The sequence below is a fragment of the Erythrobacter sp. genome, assembly GCF_035194505.1.
Taxonomy (GTDB): Bacteria; Pseudomonadota; Alphaproteobacteria; order Sphingomonadales; family Sphingomonadaceae; genus Erythrobacter.
Genome location: NZ_CP136573.1, coordinates 2,735,791 through 2,752,548, shown reverse-complemented (window position 1 = coordinate 2,752,548; position 16,758 = coordinate 2,735,791). Strand labels below are relative to the sequence as shown.

Sequence of the window (16,758 nt, the reverse complement as noted above, 5' to 3'; positions counted from 1 at the left end):
ACCCAAATAAAAACATTCATGTTTTTCGCGCCAAGACCGCTGACGCTTTGGCGTCATGCTTTGCCCCAGCCGGAACGACCCCGGTTTTTATCTTCAAACCTACAGCGGCAGCCGGTAAACACAAGCGCCCTTACGACAAAGACGCGGGGAGAGTGCGCCTTTGTCGCATTTGCACAAGCCCACGCTCAGCACGAGTGGTGTCGGGATTGGAGCAGCGCTCCTGATCAGCTGCCCGCAGCGAGCATGACCTTGGAGGATGCCGCCGAAACCGCGCCCGGTTCCACCGCCATCTTGGCCGGACGCGCAGCGCCCGGATAGGCCTGCTTCAGCACAGCCAGCGCCGCGGTGATGCCGGCGTGGAGCTGGGGATTTTCGGCCTTGATCGCATTGCCGCTGCGGGCAAAGGCGCTCTCGGCCACCCGCGCAAAGCCGTATCCGTCGAGATAGGGCTCGTAGGCATCGCCCTTGGCGGCGGTGCGATACATGGTGCTGGCCCGCTCGATCTGGTCGACGATGACGGCGGCGGCAATCTTGGCCTCGCTGGCTTCGCTCTTGGGGGCCTTGGTCGCAGCAGCGCGCAGCGCGGCGATGATCGCGTCGTAGCGCTTGCCCACTTCGGCGGCACTCTTGCCTTCGATCACCGCGACCGAGGCATCGGTGAGAAGCGGCTTGAAGTCCTTGACCCCGAGCTTGGTGAACACCGGGTCCATTTCCACCAGCACTTCGGACGCGGGGTGCGCGAACATTTCGGCTGCGGCATCGGTCTTGCCCGCCGCAAAGGCATCGCGCGCAGCGACAACATGAGCCTCGGTCACAGCAAGCGCGGTGCCATAGGCGACCGGATCGGTGGCGGCATTGGCGACGGCAACCCCGCCCTCGCCCTCACCACCTGTGGCCCCTCCGCCTTCGCCTTCGCCGCCGGCGCCGCCTTCGCCCTCTCCGCCGGGAGCGACCGCAGCCGCCTCGCCGCCAGCCTCGCCGCCACCTTCGCCGCCAGCCTCGCCGCCGCAGGCAGCGAGCAGACCGCCCGCGATGGCGGTGCCGAGGCCGAGCTGGGTCCAGAGCTTGAGTTTGCTGTTCATCGGGCAGGAATCCTTGGGTGGAATGGAAAAGTGGAGCGCGTCATGACGGAAATGATAATCATTCGCAAGTGGCCTTTTTCGGACGCGCGGCACTTGCCAGCTTCACCCTCACCCGATAGGTTATGTGATAATATCTCTTCTGGAGCACCCGCCTTCCATGACCATGCTGCTCGCCTGCCAGTCCCGCCTGGCGAATGCGCCTGATGTGCTGGACGCGATCCGCGAGGAGGATTGCAACCTTGCGATCTGGGAGCGCACGCCCTTTGCCAATTTCGCCCCGCTGACCGAGGGTGATCCGCAGGACATCCGGTTCGAGACCACGCCGGATGATCTGCCTGCCAAGCTCATGGCAGCCCTTGCTGAAAACGGCTTTGCCGCACCCGGCCTGTGGGACGTTCTGGTGGCAGACGCCGCCCAGCTCGCGCGCCGATTCTGCGCGGCGATGGATCTGGCGCGGATCGAATTGCGGCTCGAGGTGGTGCGCACCGATTCCTGCCGCAAGTTCCACGCCGACTATGTCAGCGCGCGCCTGATCACGACCTATGTCGGGGCCGGGACGGACTGGCTCGACGATGCCGAAGCCGCCCATCTCGCCGCTGGTGGCGAGCCGCGCAGGATCAATCGCATGGCCGCTTTCGATGTCGGCCTGTTCAAGGGCAAGCTTGCGACCGAGCGTCCCGCGATCCATCGCTCTCCGCCGATTGCGGGCACGGGAGCCACGCGGCTGCTGCTGGTATTGAACCCGTCAGCCAAGCCTTTCGTCGAACGGCCAGATTCGCCCTTTTCAGAAACCGGCGAACTGGCCTAACAGCGCGGCTTCCGTCCGTTCGGGCGAAAACACGCGCACGACGCTTCCGCCATCGGCCGGAGCGCGGCGCCATGACAGGGTGATGCTAGTGACGAGAACTTTCCTGCTTGCCGGGGCCAGTGCCCTGACCCTTGCAATTCCGGCCGCGGCGCTCGCCGATGAAGGCATGTGGCTGCCCAGCCAGACCGGCGCGATTGCCGACCAGATGAAGGCCGCCGGGCTTGAGCTCGATGCCAAGACCCTCGGCGATCTCCAGCGCCCGCCCTTGACCGCGATCGCCTCGCTCGGCGGTTGCTCGGCCGCGTTCCTTTCGCCCGAGGGCCTCGTCGCCACCAACCACCACTGCGTGGCTGGCTCGCTCCAGTACAATTCCTCGCCCGAGAAGGACTACCTCACCAACGGCTTCCTCGCCCAGACCCTGGCCGACGAACTGCCCGCAGCGCCCGGCAGCCGCGTCTACGTGATCGAAGACCTGCGCGATGTCTCCAAGGACATGCTCAAGGGTGCCGAGAAGCTCGAAGGCCGCGCCCGCTATGACCGGCTGCAGGCCAATCGCACCGCGTTGATCGAGGCGTGCGAGAAGCAGGCCAACCGCCGCTGCGATGTCCGCGCCTATTTCGGCGGGCAGCAGTACTGGCTCCAGCAGCAGCTCGAAATCAAGGACGTGCGCCTGGTCTACGCGCCGGCTGGCGGGGTCGGCAATTTCGGCGGCGAGAAGGACAACTGGATGTGGCCGCGCCACACCGGCGACTTCTCCTTCTACCGCGCCTACGTCGCGCCCGACGGCTCCTCGGCCCCGTTCAGCAAGGACAACGTGCCCTTCAAGCCCAAGGCCTGGCTGCCGATCGCCAAGGAAGGCGTGAAGGACGGCGACTTCATCATGGTCGCCGGTTTCCCCGGCACCACCGAGCGTCTGCGCTCGGCGGAAGAAGCGCGCTTCTATTACGAGGAACTCTACCCCTACCAGCAGGCGATGCTGACCGAGTATGGCAACCGCATCGACGAGCTGACCGCGGGCAATCAGGCCGCGACCATCGCCTATGCCGCAACGCTGCAGGGCATCGAGAACTACGAGAAGAAGATCGCCGGCCAGATGGCCGGGGCCGATGCCATCTCGCTGGTCGAGAAGAAGCAGGCCGACGAGGCGGGCTTCCGCGCGTGGATCACGGCCGACCCCAAGCGCGAGGCGACCTATGGCGCGGCGCTGGCTGAGCTCGACAAGCTGGTGGCCGAAAGCAACGCCGAAGCTCTCGCCGATGCCAAGCGCGGGATGCTCGGCCGCGGCCAGCTTTACGGTGCGGCACGCTCGCTCTACCGCTGGGCCAACGAACAGGCCAAGCCCGACAAGCAGCGCGAGCCCGGCTTCCAGGAGCGTGACCGCGCCTTCATGACGCAGGGCATGCAGCGCATCGAGCGCCGCTATGTCGAAGCGATCGATCAGGCGCTTTGGGCGGATGGCCTTGCCGAATACCGCACCCTGCCCGCCGAACAGCGCATCAAGAGCTTCGATGCCTTCATGGAAGGCCGCGATCTTGCCTCGCTCTACGCCGGCAGCGAACTCGCCAACACCGCCAAGCGCCTCGAATGGATGGGCAAGTCGGTTGCCGACTTCAAGGCATCGAATGATCCCTTCATCCAGCTTGCGATTGCCACCTATGACGAGGCAATGGCCAGCGAAGCGGCGGAAAAGGAACGCTCGGGCCGGGTCCAGAAGGCCCGTTCGAGCGTGATGGAAGCGCGCCTTGCCTATGCCGCATCGCTCGGCAAGACGATGTACCCGGACGCCAACGGCTCGTTGCGCTTCACCTATGGCAATGTGACGGGCAAGGCGGTCGACGGGCAGGTGTGGACCCCCTTCACCACTGCCGAGGGCATTGTCGCCAAGCACACCGGCCGCGGCGAATTCGACGCGCCCGACAAGATGATCGAACTGATCAAGGCCAAGGATTACGGCCGCTGGGCTTCGCCTGAGCTGGGCACGCTGCCGGTCGACTTCCTCTCGACCGTCGACATCACCAACGGCAATTCGGGCTCTTCGACCCTGAATGCCAAGGGCGAGTTCGTGGGCCTTGCCTTCGACGGCACGATCGAGGGCGTGGTCAGCGACTGGATGTATGATCCCAAGATCAACCGCACCATCCACGTCGACAGCCGCTTCATGCTGTGGACCATGGAAAAGGTCGACGGCGCGCAGCGTCTGCTCAAGGAAATGGGCGTCGAGACCAAGTAAAATCTGAATAAGTATGCGGCGCGTGGGAATCCCGCGCGCCGCCTGCTAACATCCTCGCCAGCCTCGCGGGGAGACGAATATGCACGAAGTTGTCGCGGTCGATATCGGCGGAACCCATGCGCGTTTCGCCATCGCGAGCATTGCCGCGGACGGAGCGATCACGCTGGGCGAGCCCGAGACGCTCCACACCGCCGATCACGCCAGTTTCCAGACCGCATGGGAAGCCTTCCGCGAGCGTATGGGCGGCACCCTGCCCGCCGTCGTCAGCATGGCGATTGCAGGGCCTGTGGGCAGCCCCGGCAACCTCAATCCGGTGATCCGCTTCACCAACAATCCTTGGATCATCCGCCCGCCGCTGATCCCCGAAAAGCTCGATGTCGAGCGCTTCACAATCGTCAATGATTTCGCTGCCGTGGCCCATGCCGTGGCGCGCGCGGATGCCAGCCAGTTCCTCCACCTTGCAGGGCCGGACGAACCCCTTGGACATGACGGCACGATCAGCGTCATCGGGCCGGGCACAGGCCTTGGCGTTGCCCATCTCTGGCGCTCGGGTAGCGCCTACCGCGTGCAGGCGACCGAGGGCGGGCATATCGACTTTGCCCCGCTCGATTCCATCGAGGATGCGATCCTTGCCCGCCTGCGCCGCCGCCACAACCGTGTCTCGGTGGAGCGCGTGGTGGCAGGCCCCGGCATCGTCGATATCTATCACGCGCTCGCCGCGCTCGAACAGCGCAGCGTGCCGGAACGTGACGCGATCGAGATCTGGACGCTTGGTACCAGCGGCGAAGACTCTCTGGCCGCTGCGGCAATCGATCGCTTCTGCCTGTCGCTGGGATCGGTGGCGGGCGACCTGGCGCTGGCGCAGGGCGGCTTTGCAGGCGTGGTGATCGCCGGCGGGCTTGGCTACCGCATCCGCGACACCCTGCTCGCATCCGGCTTTGCCGAAAGGTTCAAGGCCAAGGGGCGGTTCGAAAGCCTGATGGCCTCGATCCCGGTCAAGCTGATCGTGCACCCGCAGCCCGGCCTGTTCGGCGCGGCGGCCGCCTATGCTTCCGAGCACCTGCCGCCGCCGGGAGCCCCCGCGTGAAGACCATCGCAGCGCTCGACGCGCGGCTCGGCGAGTTGCACCAGCGCACGCGCGAGACGCCGCTGTTCAATCCGGTGTTCCAGCTCTCGCTCGATCTGTCGCGCGCGCTGGAAGGCGGTGAAATCAGCCTTGATGACATGGGTGCGCTGGTGGCCGAGCTGGAATGCGAAGGCCTCAAGGCCCGCGCGGGCAAGCTGCGCCGCCTGCTCGCGCCGCAAGGCCCGGCGGCACCGCTCGCCGGTGAAGATGAGGACTTCGCGGATTTCGCTGCCCGCTGGGAGCGTCCGCAGCTCCACGCCGTGTTCACCGCCCACCCCACCTTCCTGCTCACCCCTGCGCAGAGCGAGGCGGTTGCGGTTGCGGCTTCGGCCTCGGCTTCGGCTGGCGAAGACGCGGGCGACGTGGTCTGCGCAGTTCCGCCGACCCGGGCAGGCGTCACGCTCGAACACGAACACCGCGCCGCCCTGGCTGCCATGGCCCGCGCCCAGGACGCACGCGATGTGATCGTCGCCCGGCTGCTGGAGCAGGCGCAGAGCCGCTGGCCGCAGGAATGGCAGTCCCTGCGCCCGCTGCCGTTCCGCTTCGCCAGCTGGGTCGGCTACGACATGGACGGGCGCACCGATATCGGCTGGCACACATCCATCGCCTTCCGCCTGTCTGAAAAGGCCGAGCGGCTGGCACGCTACACCGCCAGCCTTGAAGCGATTGATCCTGCCCATGCCTTGCTCGGGGTTCTGCGCCCCGCCACCGCTTTCGCTGCCACGCGAGCCGCGGATTTCGCGGGCGACCTGTCGAGCGCCGAAGCGCTGGCCGAGGCGGCCAACCGCCTGACCATGCCGAGCGCGGAGAACCTGCTTTCGCTCACCCCGCTGATCGCTACCCTTGAAGACGAAGCGGCCAGCGCCGCACCGCCGCGGGCGATCAGGCTGCTGACCCTCGCTGCTGCGATGCGCGCAGACGGGCTGGGCATGGGGTGGATCCATTTCCGGGTGAACGCCAAGCAGCTCCACAACGCGGTCCGCCGCCGGATGGGCGACCACGAGACCATCGACCTCGCCAGCAAGGGGGCCATCGCCACCCTGCGCAGGCTGGTGGAAGAGGCCAAACCGCTGCGCACCAATTTCGCCGCGCTCGCCACCGAAAGCTCGACCGCGATCCGTCAGTTCCTCGCGATGGCGCAGATCCTCAAGCACATCGATGCCGACGCGCCGATCCGCATGCTGGTGGCCGAGTGCGAACAGCCCGCCACGGTGCTCGCCGCGCTCTATTTCGCCAAGCTGTTCGGGGTCGAGGGCAAGGTTGATGTCTCGCCTTTGTTCGAGACCGAGACCGCGCTGGAGCATGGCGGCCGCTTCCTCGACGCGCTGCTGGCTGAGCCGGCCTACCGCGCCTATGCGCGGGCCCGCGGGCGGGTGGCGGTGCAGACCGGCTTTTCCGATGCCGGGCGGTTCGTCGGGCAGGTGCCCGCCGCGCTCGCCATCGAGCGCCTTCAGGGCCGCCTCGCCGAAGCGATGGCGGCGAACGGCCTCGGCGATGTTGCCGCGCTGGTGTTCAACACCCATGGCGAAAGCATGGGTCGCGGCGCGCACCCCGCCTCGTTCCGCGACCGGATCGAATGGCCACTGTCCCCTTGGGCGCGGCGGCGCTTTGCCCGGGCGGGGATCCGGCTGGAGCCGGAGGTGAGCTTTCAGGGCGGGGACGGCTATCTGTTCTTCGCCACGCCCGAACTGGCACTCGCCACCCTGTCGCGCATCGCCGAACTGCGCCCGGCCGAAACCGATATCGCCGCGCCCGCCGATCCCTTCTACCACCGCACGGACCTGAGCCTCGATTTCTACCGCGCGGTGAAGGAGCATCAGGGCGATCACTTGGCCAGCCGCACCTATTCGCGCGCGGTGACGGCCTTTGGCCTCGGGCTCTTGAACCCCACCGGCAGCCGCGTTTCGCGCCGCCAGAGCGACATCAATGCCGACCGCGAGATGAGCCTGCGCCAGATCCGCGCCATCCCGCACAATGCGATCCTCCAGCAGCTGGGCTATCCGGTGAATGTCATCGCCGGGATCGGCAGCGCGGCGGACGGCAATCGCGAGGAAATCGCCGCTCTGCTGACCGATAGCCCGCGCGGGCGCCAGATCATGCGGCTGGTGCGGGCCGCCAACGGGCTTACCAGCATCAAGACCGTGGCGGCTTACGGCGAGCTGTTCAACTCGGCCTATTGGGCGAGCCGCACCTATCGCGGCTCCGAGGATCACCTTGCGGGGCCTTGCGCGGCGCTGGCCGAATATCTCGTCGGAGATGATCGCACCGGGGTGTTCCGCCGCCTCGCCTCGCGCCTCCGGATCGACGCGTTGAAGTTCCACCGTCTCAGTGATCTGGTGCCGGACGAGACCCCCGCGCAGGACCGCGAGGCGGTGCGCCGCCGGATCGGGGTGTTGCAGGCGCTGCGACTGGCGCTGCTCCAGCACATGTTCCTCAAGGCGGTGGGCGTCCCCGCCTTCAGCCGCGCCAACGACATCAGCCGCCGCGACGTGATCGACATGGTGCTGTCCCTGCGCGTCGACGAGGCACTCGCCCAGCTGCGCCGTGCCTTCCCCGTCAGAGTGCCCGGGCCACGCGATTTCCCATTGGACGAACCCTCCGATTATCCCGATGGCGGCGGGGAAGGCTACGGCGCGATCGAGCGTGATTTCATGACGCCGATCGCCACCGCACAGGAGCTCAGCCTGAGGATCTCGACCGCCATCGCCAACGAGTTCGGAGCGCATGGTTGAGGGCTCGCAAGGGCCGCAATGTTTCACGTGAAACATTGCCCCTCGCCTGCCAACTGCACCTCATCTCGGGGTCAAAGCGAGGCTAGAGGGGGTGTAAATTTGCCGCTTTTGGCGATTTTCAGCGCGCCGTGCTGCCCCGCCGGATCAGGCTGACCGGCACGCGGCGGCGCGCCTTGGTGCCATCCTCGTCCAGCACCGCCTCGACCAGCGCTGCGCCGGCTTCGGCCGGATCGGGCGCGAGGGTGGTGAGCGGCGGGCGGCTGAAGCGGCCAGCGACGAGATCATCGAACCCCATCACGCCGACTGCGTCCGGCACGCCGATATCCGCCGCCGCCAGCGCCTCGATCGCGCCCAGCGCCATGGCATCGCAGGCGGCGAACACCGCATCGACATCGCCCTGTTCGATCAACCCCCGCTCGATCAGCCCGCGCGCGGCGCGGCGGCCTTCCTCCTCGCGGGTCTCGGCATTGATGGTGGGGACAAGGCACGGCTCCAGCCCGGCGGCGCGCATCGCCTCGGCATAGCCTTCATAGCGCTCGGTGAACTGCACCTGCGGCGTGTTCAGCGCGCCAAGGAAGCACGGGCGCTTGTAACCCGCCGCCAGCAGATGCTCCACCGCCAGCCTTCCGGCCGCGCGGTTATCCGATCGCACCCAGTCAAGCTCGTCAAACGGCGAGCCCCAATAGGCGACCTTGCGCCCCTCGTCCTCGAGCGAGCGGAAATACTCCCATGCGGGCGCATTGGTGGTGGTGCCGATCACGACAAGGCCATCGGCGCGGCCCTGTTCCTGATAGTGGCCGAAGAAATCGTCGGGGCGGGCCTGAAAGCTCACCAGCGTCTCGAACCCGCGCTCCGACGCGGCGACGCACACGCTCCCGAGCAGCGCATAGGCGAAAGGATTGATGGAGGAGGCGCTGTCGCCCTCGCGGCAGATCACTACCACCGCGAGCGTGCCGGTGGAGCCTCGCCGCAGCCGCGCGGCGCGTTCATCGACGAAATAGCCCAGCGCTTCAGCCGCTTCGATCACCTTGCGACGGGTCGCCTCGGCAATCGCGGGACTGCCCGACAGCGCACGGCTGACGGTCGGCTGGCTGACGCCCGCCCGCTCCGCCACATCGAAGGATGTCGGCCGTCTCTTGGGTCCCCCGTTCATGGGTTCCTCTCTAGGGCGCAAGCTTATCCCCGCGCAAGGCTGGCTTGCATTGCTATTCGCACTGGAAAACCATCCAGGTCTCTTGCAAGTTGACATGTGAGCGCGAATTGTGAACGTTCGCAACACAGCTGCGCGGAGCAACCGCGCGCGGGGAGAGGGATCAGCGATGGCAATGGCACCGGGAGCAGGCGCGGCGGGGGATTATGCGCAAGGGGCAGGCGATACGCCGCAGGTCCACGCACCGGGCCTCAACTATTTCGTCTTCGCGCTGTTCTTCATCTTCGGCGGGATAACCTCGCTCAATGATGTCATCCTGCCCAAGCTGCAGGAACTTTTCACGCTCAGCTACACCGAAGCGATGCTGGTGCAGTTCTGCTTCTTCACCGCCTATTTGCTGATCGGCATCCCGGGGGCAGAGCTGGTCAAACGCGTCGGGTATATGCGCGGGGCAGTTGTGGGCCTGCTCACCATGATGGCCGGCTGCCTGCTGTTCATCCCCGCCAGCCAGACGGCCACCTATGGCCTGTTTCTGGGCGCCTTGTTCATTCTCGCCAGCGGGGTTGTGGTGGTGCAGGTTGTCACCAATCCGCTCATCAGCCTGCTGGGGCCGCAGAAAACCGTGCACAGCCGCCTGACCTTTGCGCAGGCGTTCAACAGCCTTGGCACCACGATCTTCCCCCGCGTTGGATCGGGCCTGATCCTCGGCGGGTTGGCCGGGGTTTCCGCCAAGGAGTTGAGCGGGGCCGAGCTTGACGCCTATCGCACAGCGGAAAGCGCGGCGATTGTTTCGACCTATATCGGCCTTGCCGTGGCGCTCGCCGTGATCGCGGCGGTGGTGTGGGTCTATCGCAACAAGCTGCCGCATGATGCCTCTGCCGCCCGAGACGCCGCGCTGACGACGCCCGGACGCTATGTGGCCGGACTGGTACCGATCATCGTCGGTGGCTGGATGGTGATTCAGGGCATGGAATTGCCCGGCATCGCGCTGTTGATCGCAGGTCCGGCGATCTGGCTGTGGGGCAACCCGCTGCTAACCCGCACCCGGTTTTCCTTCGGGGCGCTGTGCATCTTCCTCTATGTCGGCGCGGAAGTCGCGATTGGCTCGCTGATCGTCGGCTATCTGATGCAGGACAGCGTCATGAGCCTCACGGAACGAGCCGCGGGCGACCTCATCTTCATCTATTGGGGCGGCGCGCTGGTGGGGCGGATCATCGGTTCGGCGGTGCTGCGCTTCGTCAGCCCCGGCATGGTGCTGGCCGGCGTTGCGGCAGGCGCGATTGCGCTGGTGCTGTTCTCCACCAGCGCCACCGGAACGACAGCGGGTTACAGCCTGCTGGCCGTGGGCCTGATGAATTCGATCATGTTCCCGACGATCTTCAGCCTCGCCTGCGAAAAGCTGGGCGCGCAGGCGGCAGACGGATCAGGGATCATCAACATCGCCATCTTCGGCGGCGCGGTGATCCCGCTGCTGACGGGTATCCTTGCAGACGCCAGCGGCAGCCTTGGCACGGCGATGATCCTGCCAATTTCCTGTTATGCGATCATTGCAGGCTTCGGGTTTTACGCCAGAAAGCCCGCGTAGGGCATAGTGTGGCTTGAATAAGTATGCGCTGAACTGGCAGTTGTAGCGTCGCGCGCCTAGTTAGGACGCGACGTTACAAGGGGCTATCCGCCATGGGTTTCACCGCTGACCGCCTGCTGCTGTTCGGAGCCACCGGCGACCTTGCCCAGCGCATGCTGTTGCCGAGCCTGTTCGCGCTCGATGCCGACGGGCTGCTCGCGCCCGACATCAAGATCATCGGCACCGCCCGCAGCGCGATGTCGGACAGCGAATATCGCAATTTCGCCCGCGCCGCGCTGGAGAAGTATCTGCCCGCCGAACGGCGCGGGAGCATGGCGGGGTTCCTCAATCGCCTCGCCTACCAGACCCTCGATGCGACCGCGATGGAAGGTTACGGGCCGCTGGCCGAGAAGGTCGGCACGCCCGAGCGCGGCCTTGCGATCTTCCTCTCGACCGCGCCCAGCCTGTTCGGCCCGACCATCAAGGGGCTCCAGTCCGCCGGGTTGACGGGCGACAATGTCCGCATGTGCCTTGAAAAGCCGCTGGGCACCGATCTTGCCTCCAGCCGCGAGATCAATGATGCGGTCGCGGGCGCCTTCCCGGAAAGCCGGATTTTCCGGATCGACCACTATCTCGGCAAGGAGACGGTGCAGAACCTCCTCGCGCTGCGCTTTGCCAACCTGATGTTCGAGCCGCTGTGGAACGCCGCTCACATCGATCACGTGCAGATCACTGTCGCCGAGACGGTGGGCCTCGAAGGGCGCGTTGCCTTCTACGATGATGCCGGCGCAATCCGCGACATGGTGCAGAACCACATGCTCCAGCTGCTGGCGCTCGTCGCGATGGAGCCGCCCGCCCACTTCGATGCGACCGCGGTGCGTGACGAGAAGGTCAAGGTGCTGCGCGCCCTGCGCCCCGTTTCCGCGGGCGAGACGGTGACGGGGCAGTACCGCGCCGGAGCCATCGGCGGACAGGCCGTGCCGGGCTATGACGAGGAGCTGGGCAAGGACAGCGACACCGAGACCTTCGTGGCGATCAAGGGCCATGTCGATAACTGGCGCTGGAAGGGCGTGCCCTTCTACCTTCGCACCGGCAAGCGAATGCCCAAGCGCGTGACCGAGATCGTGATCCAGTTCCGCTGCGTGCCGCACTCGATCTTTGCCGGACGCGGGGCGACGATGCAGCCCAACCGGCTGGTGATCGGCATCCAGCCGGAAGAGAACATCACCCTGTCGCTGATGACCAAGGTGCCCGGCCTTGACCGCGAGGGCATTCGCCTGCGGCAGGTGCCGCTCAACATCGCCATGCCCGACGCCTTCACCGGCGCGGTGCGGCGCATCGCCTATGAGCGCCTGCTGCTCGATCTGGTCGAGGGTGACCAGACCCTGTTCGTGCGCCGTGACGAGGTGGAGGCGCAGTGGGAATGGGTCGATGCGATCCGCGCAGGCTGGGCGAGCGAAGGCCTCACTCCCAAAACCTATACCGCCGGCAGCTGGGGGCCGAGTGCCGCCATCGCGCTGGCCGAACGCGACGGCGTAACGTGGCATGAGTAAACTGGCATGAGCACTCTCAACGACACCCTTCACCGCGTCACCCAGCGGGTGATCGAGCGATCGAAGCCGACCCGCAGCGCCTATCTCGATCTGATCCGCCGCGAAGGCGACAACATGGGTGAGCGCAGCGCCGTGTCGTGCTCGAACCTCGCCCACGCCTATGCCGGTGCGCTGGAAGATCAGGCCGCGCTGGTGGCAGGTCGCGGTGCGAATATCGGCATCGTCACCAGCTACAACGACATGCTCTCGGCCCACCAGCCCTATGGCCGCTATCCCGACCGGCTGAAGATCTACGCCCGCGAAATCGGCGCCACGGCGCAGGTGGCAGGCGGGACTCCGGCAATGTGCGACGGGGTGACGCAGGGCGAAGTCGGCATGGAGCTGTCGCTGTTCAGCCGCGATGTGATCGCGCTGTCGGCGGCGGTGGCGCTGTCCCACGCGATGTATGACGGCGCGCTGATGCTGGGCATCTGCGACAAGATCGTGCCCGGCCTTTTGATGGGGGCGCTGCGCTTCGGCCACCTACCGACCATCTTCGTGCCCTCCGGCCCGATGCCGACCGGCATTCCCAACAAGGAAAAGCAGCGCGTCCGCCAGCTCTATGCGGAAGGCAAGGCCACCCGCGCCGAGCTGCTGGCGAGCGAGATGGCAAGCTACCATTCGCCCGGCACCTGCACCTTCTTCGGCACCGCCAACTCCAATCAGATGATGATGGAGATGATGGGCCTGCACATTCCGGGCAGCGCCTTCATCCAGCCCGGCACGCAGCTGCGCCAGGCTCTGGACCGCGAGGCGGTGCACCGGGTCGCGGCGATCGGCCGCAAGGGCGATGACTACCGCCCGCTCGGCCTGTGTGTGGACGAGAAGGCGGTGATCAACGCCGCTGTCGGCCTGCTCGCCACGGGCGGCTCCACCAATCACGCGATCCACCTTCCCGCCATGGCGCGCGCAGCGGGCGTGATCTTCGACTGGGACGACCTCAGCGAACTGTCGGGCGCCGTCCCGCTGATCGCGCAGGTCTATCCCAATGGCTCGGGCGATGTGAACCAGTTCCACGCGGCGGGCGGCATGGGTTACGTGATCGGCGAGCTGCTCGAGAGCGGCCTTGCCCATGGCGACATCCTGACGGTCGGGCGCGGGGACTTCAGCGACTATGCCCGCGAACCCGGCCTTGATGGAGAGGCATTGGTGTGGCGCGATGTCGGCCCCAGCATGGACGACACCATGCTCCGCCCCGTCGCCAACCCCTTCAAGCCCGATGGCGGCATGCGCCTCATCACCGGCAATCTCGGGCGCGCCTGCTTCAAGACCTCGGCGGTGGACCGCGAGCGCTGGACCATCGAAGCACCTTGCCGCGTGTTCGAGGATCAGGCCGCCGTCGCCGCCGCGTTCAAGGCAGGCGAGCTTGACCGCGACGTGGTGGTGGTGGTCCGCTTCCAGGGGCCGCGCGCCAATGGCATGCCCGAACTCCACAAGCTCACCCCGGCGCTGGGCGTGTTGCAGGATCGCGGGTTCAAGGTCGCGCTGGTCACCGATGGCCGCATGTCGGGCGCGAGCGGCAAGGTGCCCGCCGCGATCCACTGCACCCCCGAAGCACTCGGCGGCGGCCCGCTCGCGCGGCTGCGCGATGGCGACATGGTGAAGGTCTGCGCGGTCACCTGCGAACTCACCACCACCGCCGATCTTTCCGCCCGCGAGCCCGCGCCCGATCCGCAAGGGCAAAGCGGCACCGGGCGCGAGCTGTTCGGCATGATGCGCCACTTTGCCGACGGGGCCGAACAAGGTGCCAGCGCAATGCTCGCAATTGGGCTCGCCACCGGAGGAATGTAAGCGATGAATATCGACGCCATCATGCGCACCGCGCCGGTGATCCCGGTGATCGTGATCGACGAGGTCGCCCACGCGGTGCCGCTTGCCGAGGCGCTGGTGGCAGGCGGCCTGCGCGTGCTCGAAGTCACGCTGCGCACCCCGGCCGCGCTTGAAGCGATCACTGCGATGAAGGCGGTCGAAGGTGCAATCGTCGGCGCAGGCACGGTGACCAACCCGCGCGAGCTTGATGCCGCGCTGGAAGCGGGAAGCGAGTTCATCGTCTCGCCCGGCCTCACCGAGCCGCTCGGCAAGGCAGCGGTTGCGGCAGGCGTGCCGTTCCTCCCCGGCATCGCCAATGCGGGCGACATCATGCGCGGGCTCGATCTCGGGCTCGACCGGTTCAAGTTCTTCCCGGCCATGGCGGCAGGCGGACTTCCGGCGCTGAAGGCGCTCGCCGCGCCTTTCGGCAATGTGCGTTTCTGCCCGACCGGCGGGATCAGCCTTGAGAACGCGCCCGAATGGCTCGCCTTCGATCCCGTCCTGTGCGTGGGCGGCAGCTGGGTTTCCCCCAAGGGCGCGCCCGACAAGCCGGTGATCGAAAAGCTCGCGCGCGAGGCCTTCGCGCTGCGTTAGTCGCGCTTGGCGAGCAGCCAGCCGAAAATCTCGGACAGACGCGCCGCCCAGGCGTTTTCCTCGTGCTCTGCGCCTTCGTAGACGCGGCTTTCGAAGTCGCGGCCCTTCTGCCAGCCCTGCGCCACCATGCGCGCATCCACCACCTGCTGGTAGGGCGCGTAAAAGGCATCAAGCGTTGCCGTGCCGTGGTCCATCCACACGCGGCGACCATCGGGTGCACCGAGCCTTGCGGCGAACCATCCGTCCCACAGGCCCTGCAATTGCGCCGCATCAATCGCGCGCGGATCGACCGCGGGCCAGTGCGAAGAGACGCAGCCCGCGCGCCCGAACACCTGAGGCTGTTCGAGAAAGGCATAGCAGCTCATCAGCCCGCCCATGCTGGAGCCGACAATCGCGGTATCATCCCGTCCCGGACGGGTGCGGAAACTCGCATCGACCCAGTTCTTCAATGGCCCGGCGATCCACGCGAGATAGTGCTGCGAGATCACCCCGCCCGCCGTCATCCCGTCCATCTGCGCGCGCAGATTGCCCGATGTCAGATCATAGAGGCTGCGCGGGAGATATTGCCGGTGCCGGTCAGGCCCGGGCGCCCAGATGCCGATGATGATATGCGGCTCCACCTTGCCGCTCGCCACCGCTGCCAGCATCGCTGTGTCGGCAGCCCAGATCTTGTTGAAGTTCGACTTCTTGACGTCGAACAGATTGTGCCCGTCATGCATGTAGAGCACCGGGTAGCGCTGACCCCCAGCGTCATAGCCCGGCGGCAGCCAGATCGAGAGGCGCTGATCGGGGAGCCCTGCGGCAGGCACGCGCTCATACTCGATAGTGCGCCCCTGATCCTGCGCCATCGCAGGCGATACCGCCAGCGCCAGCACCGCCATCAGCAAGGTCAGCAAACGTGCCAAGATCCCACTCCCCGCAAGGTTTTGTTTGCCGCGAAAATAACAGCCCTGCGCCATTTGGCCACCGGGCAAGGCAATTGCGCGCGGCCCGAGCGGGGATTACAGCCGGTCACCCGCTTTCCCGGAAACGCCCGCGCATGACCTCCTGGCGAATGACCGCCCCGATTGACGATATCAGAGGCCCGCTTGCCGAGGTGCTGGCGGCGGGAGAGCCTTGCGCGATTGCGACGCTGGTGGCGGTCGACGGCTCGGCCCCGCGCGATGCGGGCGCGCAGATGCTGGTCACGGCGGGCGAATATTGGGGCTTCCTCTCGGGCGGCTGCATCGAGGCAGATGTCGCCCGCCATGGCCGCGAAGCCATGGCCGAGGGCACCCCGCGATCCTTGCGCTATGGCGAGGGCAGTCCGTGGATCGACATCAAGCTGGCCTGCGGGAGCGGGATCGATGTGCTGGTGGAGCCAGTCGCGGCGGGCGATGCGGCATTGGCAGCGCTGGTGGCAAGCCATGCGACACGCCAGCCTGTTGTCTGGTCGAGCGACGGGACTGCGCGCCTTGTGGAACCTGCGGGGGAAGCGAGCGCCTTTGCTTGGAACGGCAGCGGTTACGCGCGCCTGTTTGCGCCCACCACGCGGCTGCTGCTGATCGGTGAGGACGGCGCGGCGCTCTCTGCCGCAGCGATTGCGCTGGAGGCGGGGATGGAGGTTGCGCTCGTCACCCCCGGCGGACCGGACGCACCGCCGCCGCTGGACGGCATCATCTACCATCGCTGCGCCCCCGCCGAGGCGCTGGCGACCATCGGCATCGACCAATGGACCGCCATTGCGGTGCTCTCGCATGACCGCGAGGATGACGAACGCGGGCTCGCCGCAGCGCTCGCCTCGCCCGCCTTCTATGTCGGTGCCATCGGTGCGCGGGCGCGGCTCGATGCGCGGCTCGCCAAGCTGCGCGGGCATGGGGTGAGCGAGGCGGAAATCGCGCGGCTCCACGCGCCGATCGGGCTTCAGGGCTTCGGCAAGTCCCCGCGCGAAATCGCGCTGTCGCTGGTGGCGGAGGTGGCGCAGGCGGCCCATGCGCGGGCAGCCTCGGCAAGATCGGCCGGGGTGTCGATATCAAGCACTGCGCCGCGTTCCTCGGTATCGAGGTAGGCGACGCCTTCGGTGCGTCCCTTC

The 16,758-nt window shown here is 66.8% G+C and carries 12 protein-coding genes; 9 read left to right on the top strand and 3 right to left on the bottom strand.

Features of this window, described 5'->3' with window-relative positions:
- Positions 1 to 224: 224 nt before the first annotated feature.
- Entirely contained in the window at positions 225 to 1,082 is an 858-nt protein-coding gene (locus tag RSE14_RS13425; RefSeq protein WP_324074450.1) for a 4-helix bundle domain-containing protein, read from the bottom strand.
- Between the two features lie 157 nt (positions 1,083 to 1,239).
- Between RSE14_RS13425 and RSE14_RS13420 the strand changes: the two genes are divergently transcribed.
- The 4 genes from RSE14_RS13420 to RSE14_RS13405 all read left to right on the top strand — a co-directional run bounded on the left by RSE14_RS13420 (position 1,240) and on the right by RSE14_RS13405 (position 7,978).
- Complete coding sequence (locus RSE14_RS13420) at positions 1,240 to 1,890, top strand: DUF1826 domain-containing protein (RefSeq protein WP_324074449.1); 651 nt, start codon at positions 1,240 to 1,242, stop codon at positions 1,888 to 1,890.
- An 88-nt stretch (positions 1,891 to 1,978) separates the two neighbouring features.
- Complete coding sequence (locus tag RSE14_RS13415) at positions 1,979 to 4,120, top strand: S46 family peptidase (protein WP_324074446.1); 2,142 nt, start codon at positions 1,979 to 1,981, stop codon at positions 4,118 to 4,120.
- Positions 4,121 to 4,199: 79 nt separating this feature from the next.
- On the top strand, positions 4,200 to 5,207 hold the full coding sequence (locus RSE14_RS13410; protein ID WP_324074445.1) for a glucokinase: 1,008 nt from the start codon (positions 4,200 to 4,202) through the stop codon (positions 5,205 to 5,207).
- Positions 5,204 to 7,978, top strand: coding sequence for a phosphoenolpyruvate carboxylase (locus RSE14_RS13405; protein WP_324074443.1), 2,775 nt, complete (start codon positions 5,204 to 5,206; stop codon positions 7,976 to 7,978). The genes RSE14_RS13410 and RSE14_RS13405 overlap by 4 nt, the downstream gene beginning before the upstream one ends.
- A gap of 118 nt (positions 7,979 to 8,096) precedes the next feature.
- Here RSE14_RS13405 and RSE14_RS13400 read toward each other — a convergent pair whose 3' ends face one another.
- Positions 8,097 to 9,131 carry a LacI family DNA-binding transcriptional regulator gene (locus RSE14_RS13400; RefSeq protein ID WP_324074442.1) on the bottom strand — a complete coding sequence of 345 codons (1,035 nt, stop codon included), beginning with the start codon at positions 9,129 to 9,131 and terminating at the stop codon, positions 8,097 to 8,099.
- Between the two features lie 166 nt (positions 9,132 to 9,297).
- On the opposite strand from RSE14_RS13400, the gene RSE14_RS13395 reads away from it, so the two are divergent.
- The 4 genes from RSE14_RS13395 (at position 9,298) to eda (ending at position 14,687) form a co-directional block, all read left to right on the top strand.
- Positions 9,298 to 10,713 (top strand): sugar MFS transporter, encoded by a 1,416-nt coding sequence (locus RSE14_RS13395; protein ID WP_416379351.1) that lies wholly within the window; start codon positions 9,298 to 9,300, stop codon positions 10,711 to 10,713.
- 92 nt (positions 10,714 to 10,805) lie between these two features.
- A complete protein-coding gene (gene zwf, locus RSE14_RS13390; RefSeq protein ID WP_324074440.1) occupies positions 10,806 to 12,245 on the top strand; it encodes a glucose-6-phosphate dehydrogenase in 1,440 nt (479 codons plus the stop codon).
- A gap of 6 nt (positions 12,246 to 12,251) precedes the next feature.
- Positions 12,252 to 14,075, top strand: coding sequence for a phosphogluconate dehydratase (edd, locus tag RSE14_RS13385; RefSeq protein WP_324074438.1), 1,824 nt, complete (start codon positions 12,252 to 12,254; stop codon positions 14,073 to 14,075).
- 3 nt (positions 14,076 to 14,078) lie between these two features.
- On the top strand, positions 14,079 to 14,687 hold the full coding sequence (gene eda, locus RSE14_RS13380; RefSeq protein WP_324074436.1) for a bifunctional 4-hydroxy-2-oxoglutarate aldolase/2-dehydro-3-deoxy-phosphogluconate aldolase: 609 nt from the start codon (positions 14,079 to 14,081) through the stop codon (positions 14,685 to 14,687).
- Here the strand turns inward: eda and RSE14_RS13375 are convergent.
- On the bottom strand, positions 14,684 to 15,592 hold the full coding sequence (locus tag RSE14_RS13375; RefSeq protein WP_324074435.1) for an alpha/beta hydrolase: 909 nt from the start codon (positions 15,590 to 15,592) through the stop codon (positions 14,684 to 14,686). The genes eda and RSE14_RS13375 overlap by 4 nt on opposite strands.
- 134 nt (positions 15,593 to 15,726) lie before the next feature.
- On the opposite strand from RSE14_RS13375, the gene RSE14_RS13370 reads away from it, so the two are divergent.
- A complete protein-coding gene (locus tag RSE14_RS13370) occupies positions 15,727 to 16,734 on the top strand; it encodes an XdhC family protein (RefSeq protein WP_324074434.1) in 1,008 nt (335 codons plus the stop codon).
- Positions 16,735 to 16,758 lie beyond the last annotated feature (24 nt).

What these genes read in the sequence shown, in the direction of transcription:
- edd (WP_324074438.1), top strand. Translation starts at nt 12,252, where the DNA reads ATGAGCACTCTCAACGACACCCTTCACCGCGTCACCCAGCGGGTGATC.
- zwf (WP_324074440.1), top strand. Translation starts at nt 10,806, where the DNA reads ATGGGTTTCACCGCTGACCGCCTGCTGCTGTTCGGAGCCACCGGCGAC.
- RSE14_RS13370 (WP_324074434.1), top strand. Translation starts at nt 15,727, where the DNA reads ATGACCTCCTGGCGAATGACCGCCCCGATTGACGATATCAGAGGCCCG.
- RSE14_RS13425 (WP_324074450.1), bottom strand. Translation starts at nt 1,082, where the DNA reads ATGAACAGCAAACTCAAGCTCTGGACCCAGCTCGGCCTCGGCACCGCC.
- RSE14_RS13395 (WP_416379351.1), top strand. Translation starts at nt 9,298, where the DNA reads ATGGCAATGGCACCGGGAGCAGGCGCGGCGGGGGATTATGCGCAAGGG.
- eda (WP_324074436.1), top strand. Translation starts at nt 14,079, where the DNA reads ATGAATATCGACGCCATCATGCGCACCGCGCCGGTGATCCCGGTGATC.
- RSE14_RS13420 (WP_324074449.1), top strand. Translation starts at nt 1,240, where the DNA reads ATGACCATGCTGCTCGCCTGCCAGTCCCGCCTGGCGAATGCGCCTGAT.
- RSE14_RS13410 (WP_324074445.1), top strand. Translation starts at nt 4,200, where the DNA reads ATGCACGAAGTTGTCGCGGTCGATATCGGCGGAACCCATGCGCGTTTC.
- RSE14_RS13400 (WP_324074442.1), bottom strand. Translation starts at nt 9,131, where the DNA reads ATGAACGGGGGACCCAAGAGACGGCCGACATCCTTCGATGTGGCGGAG.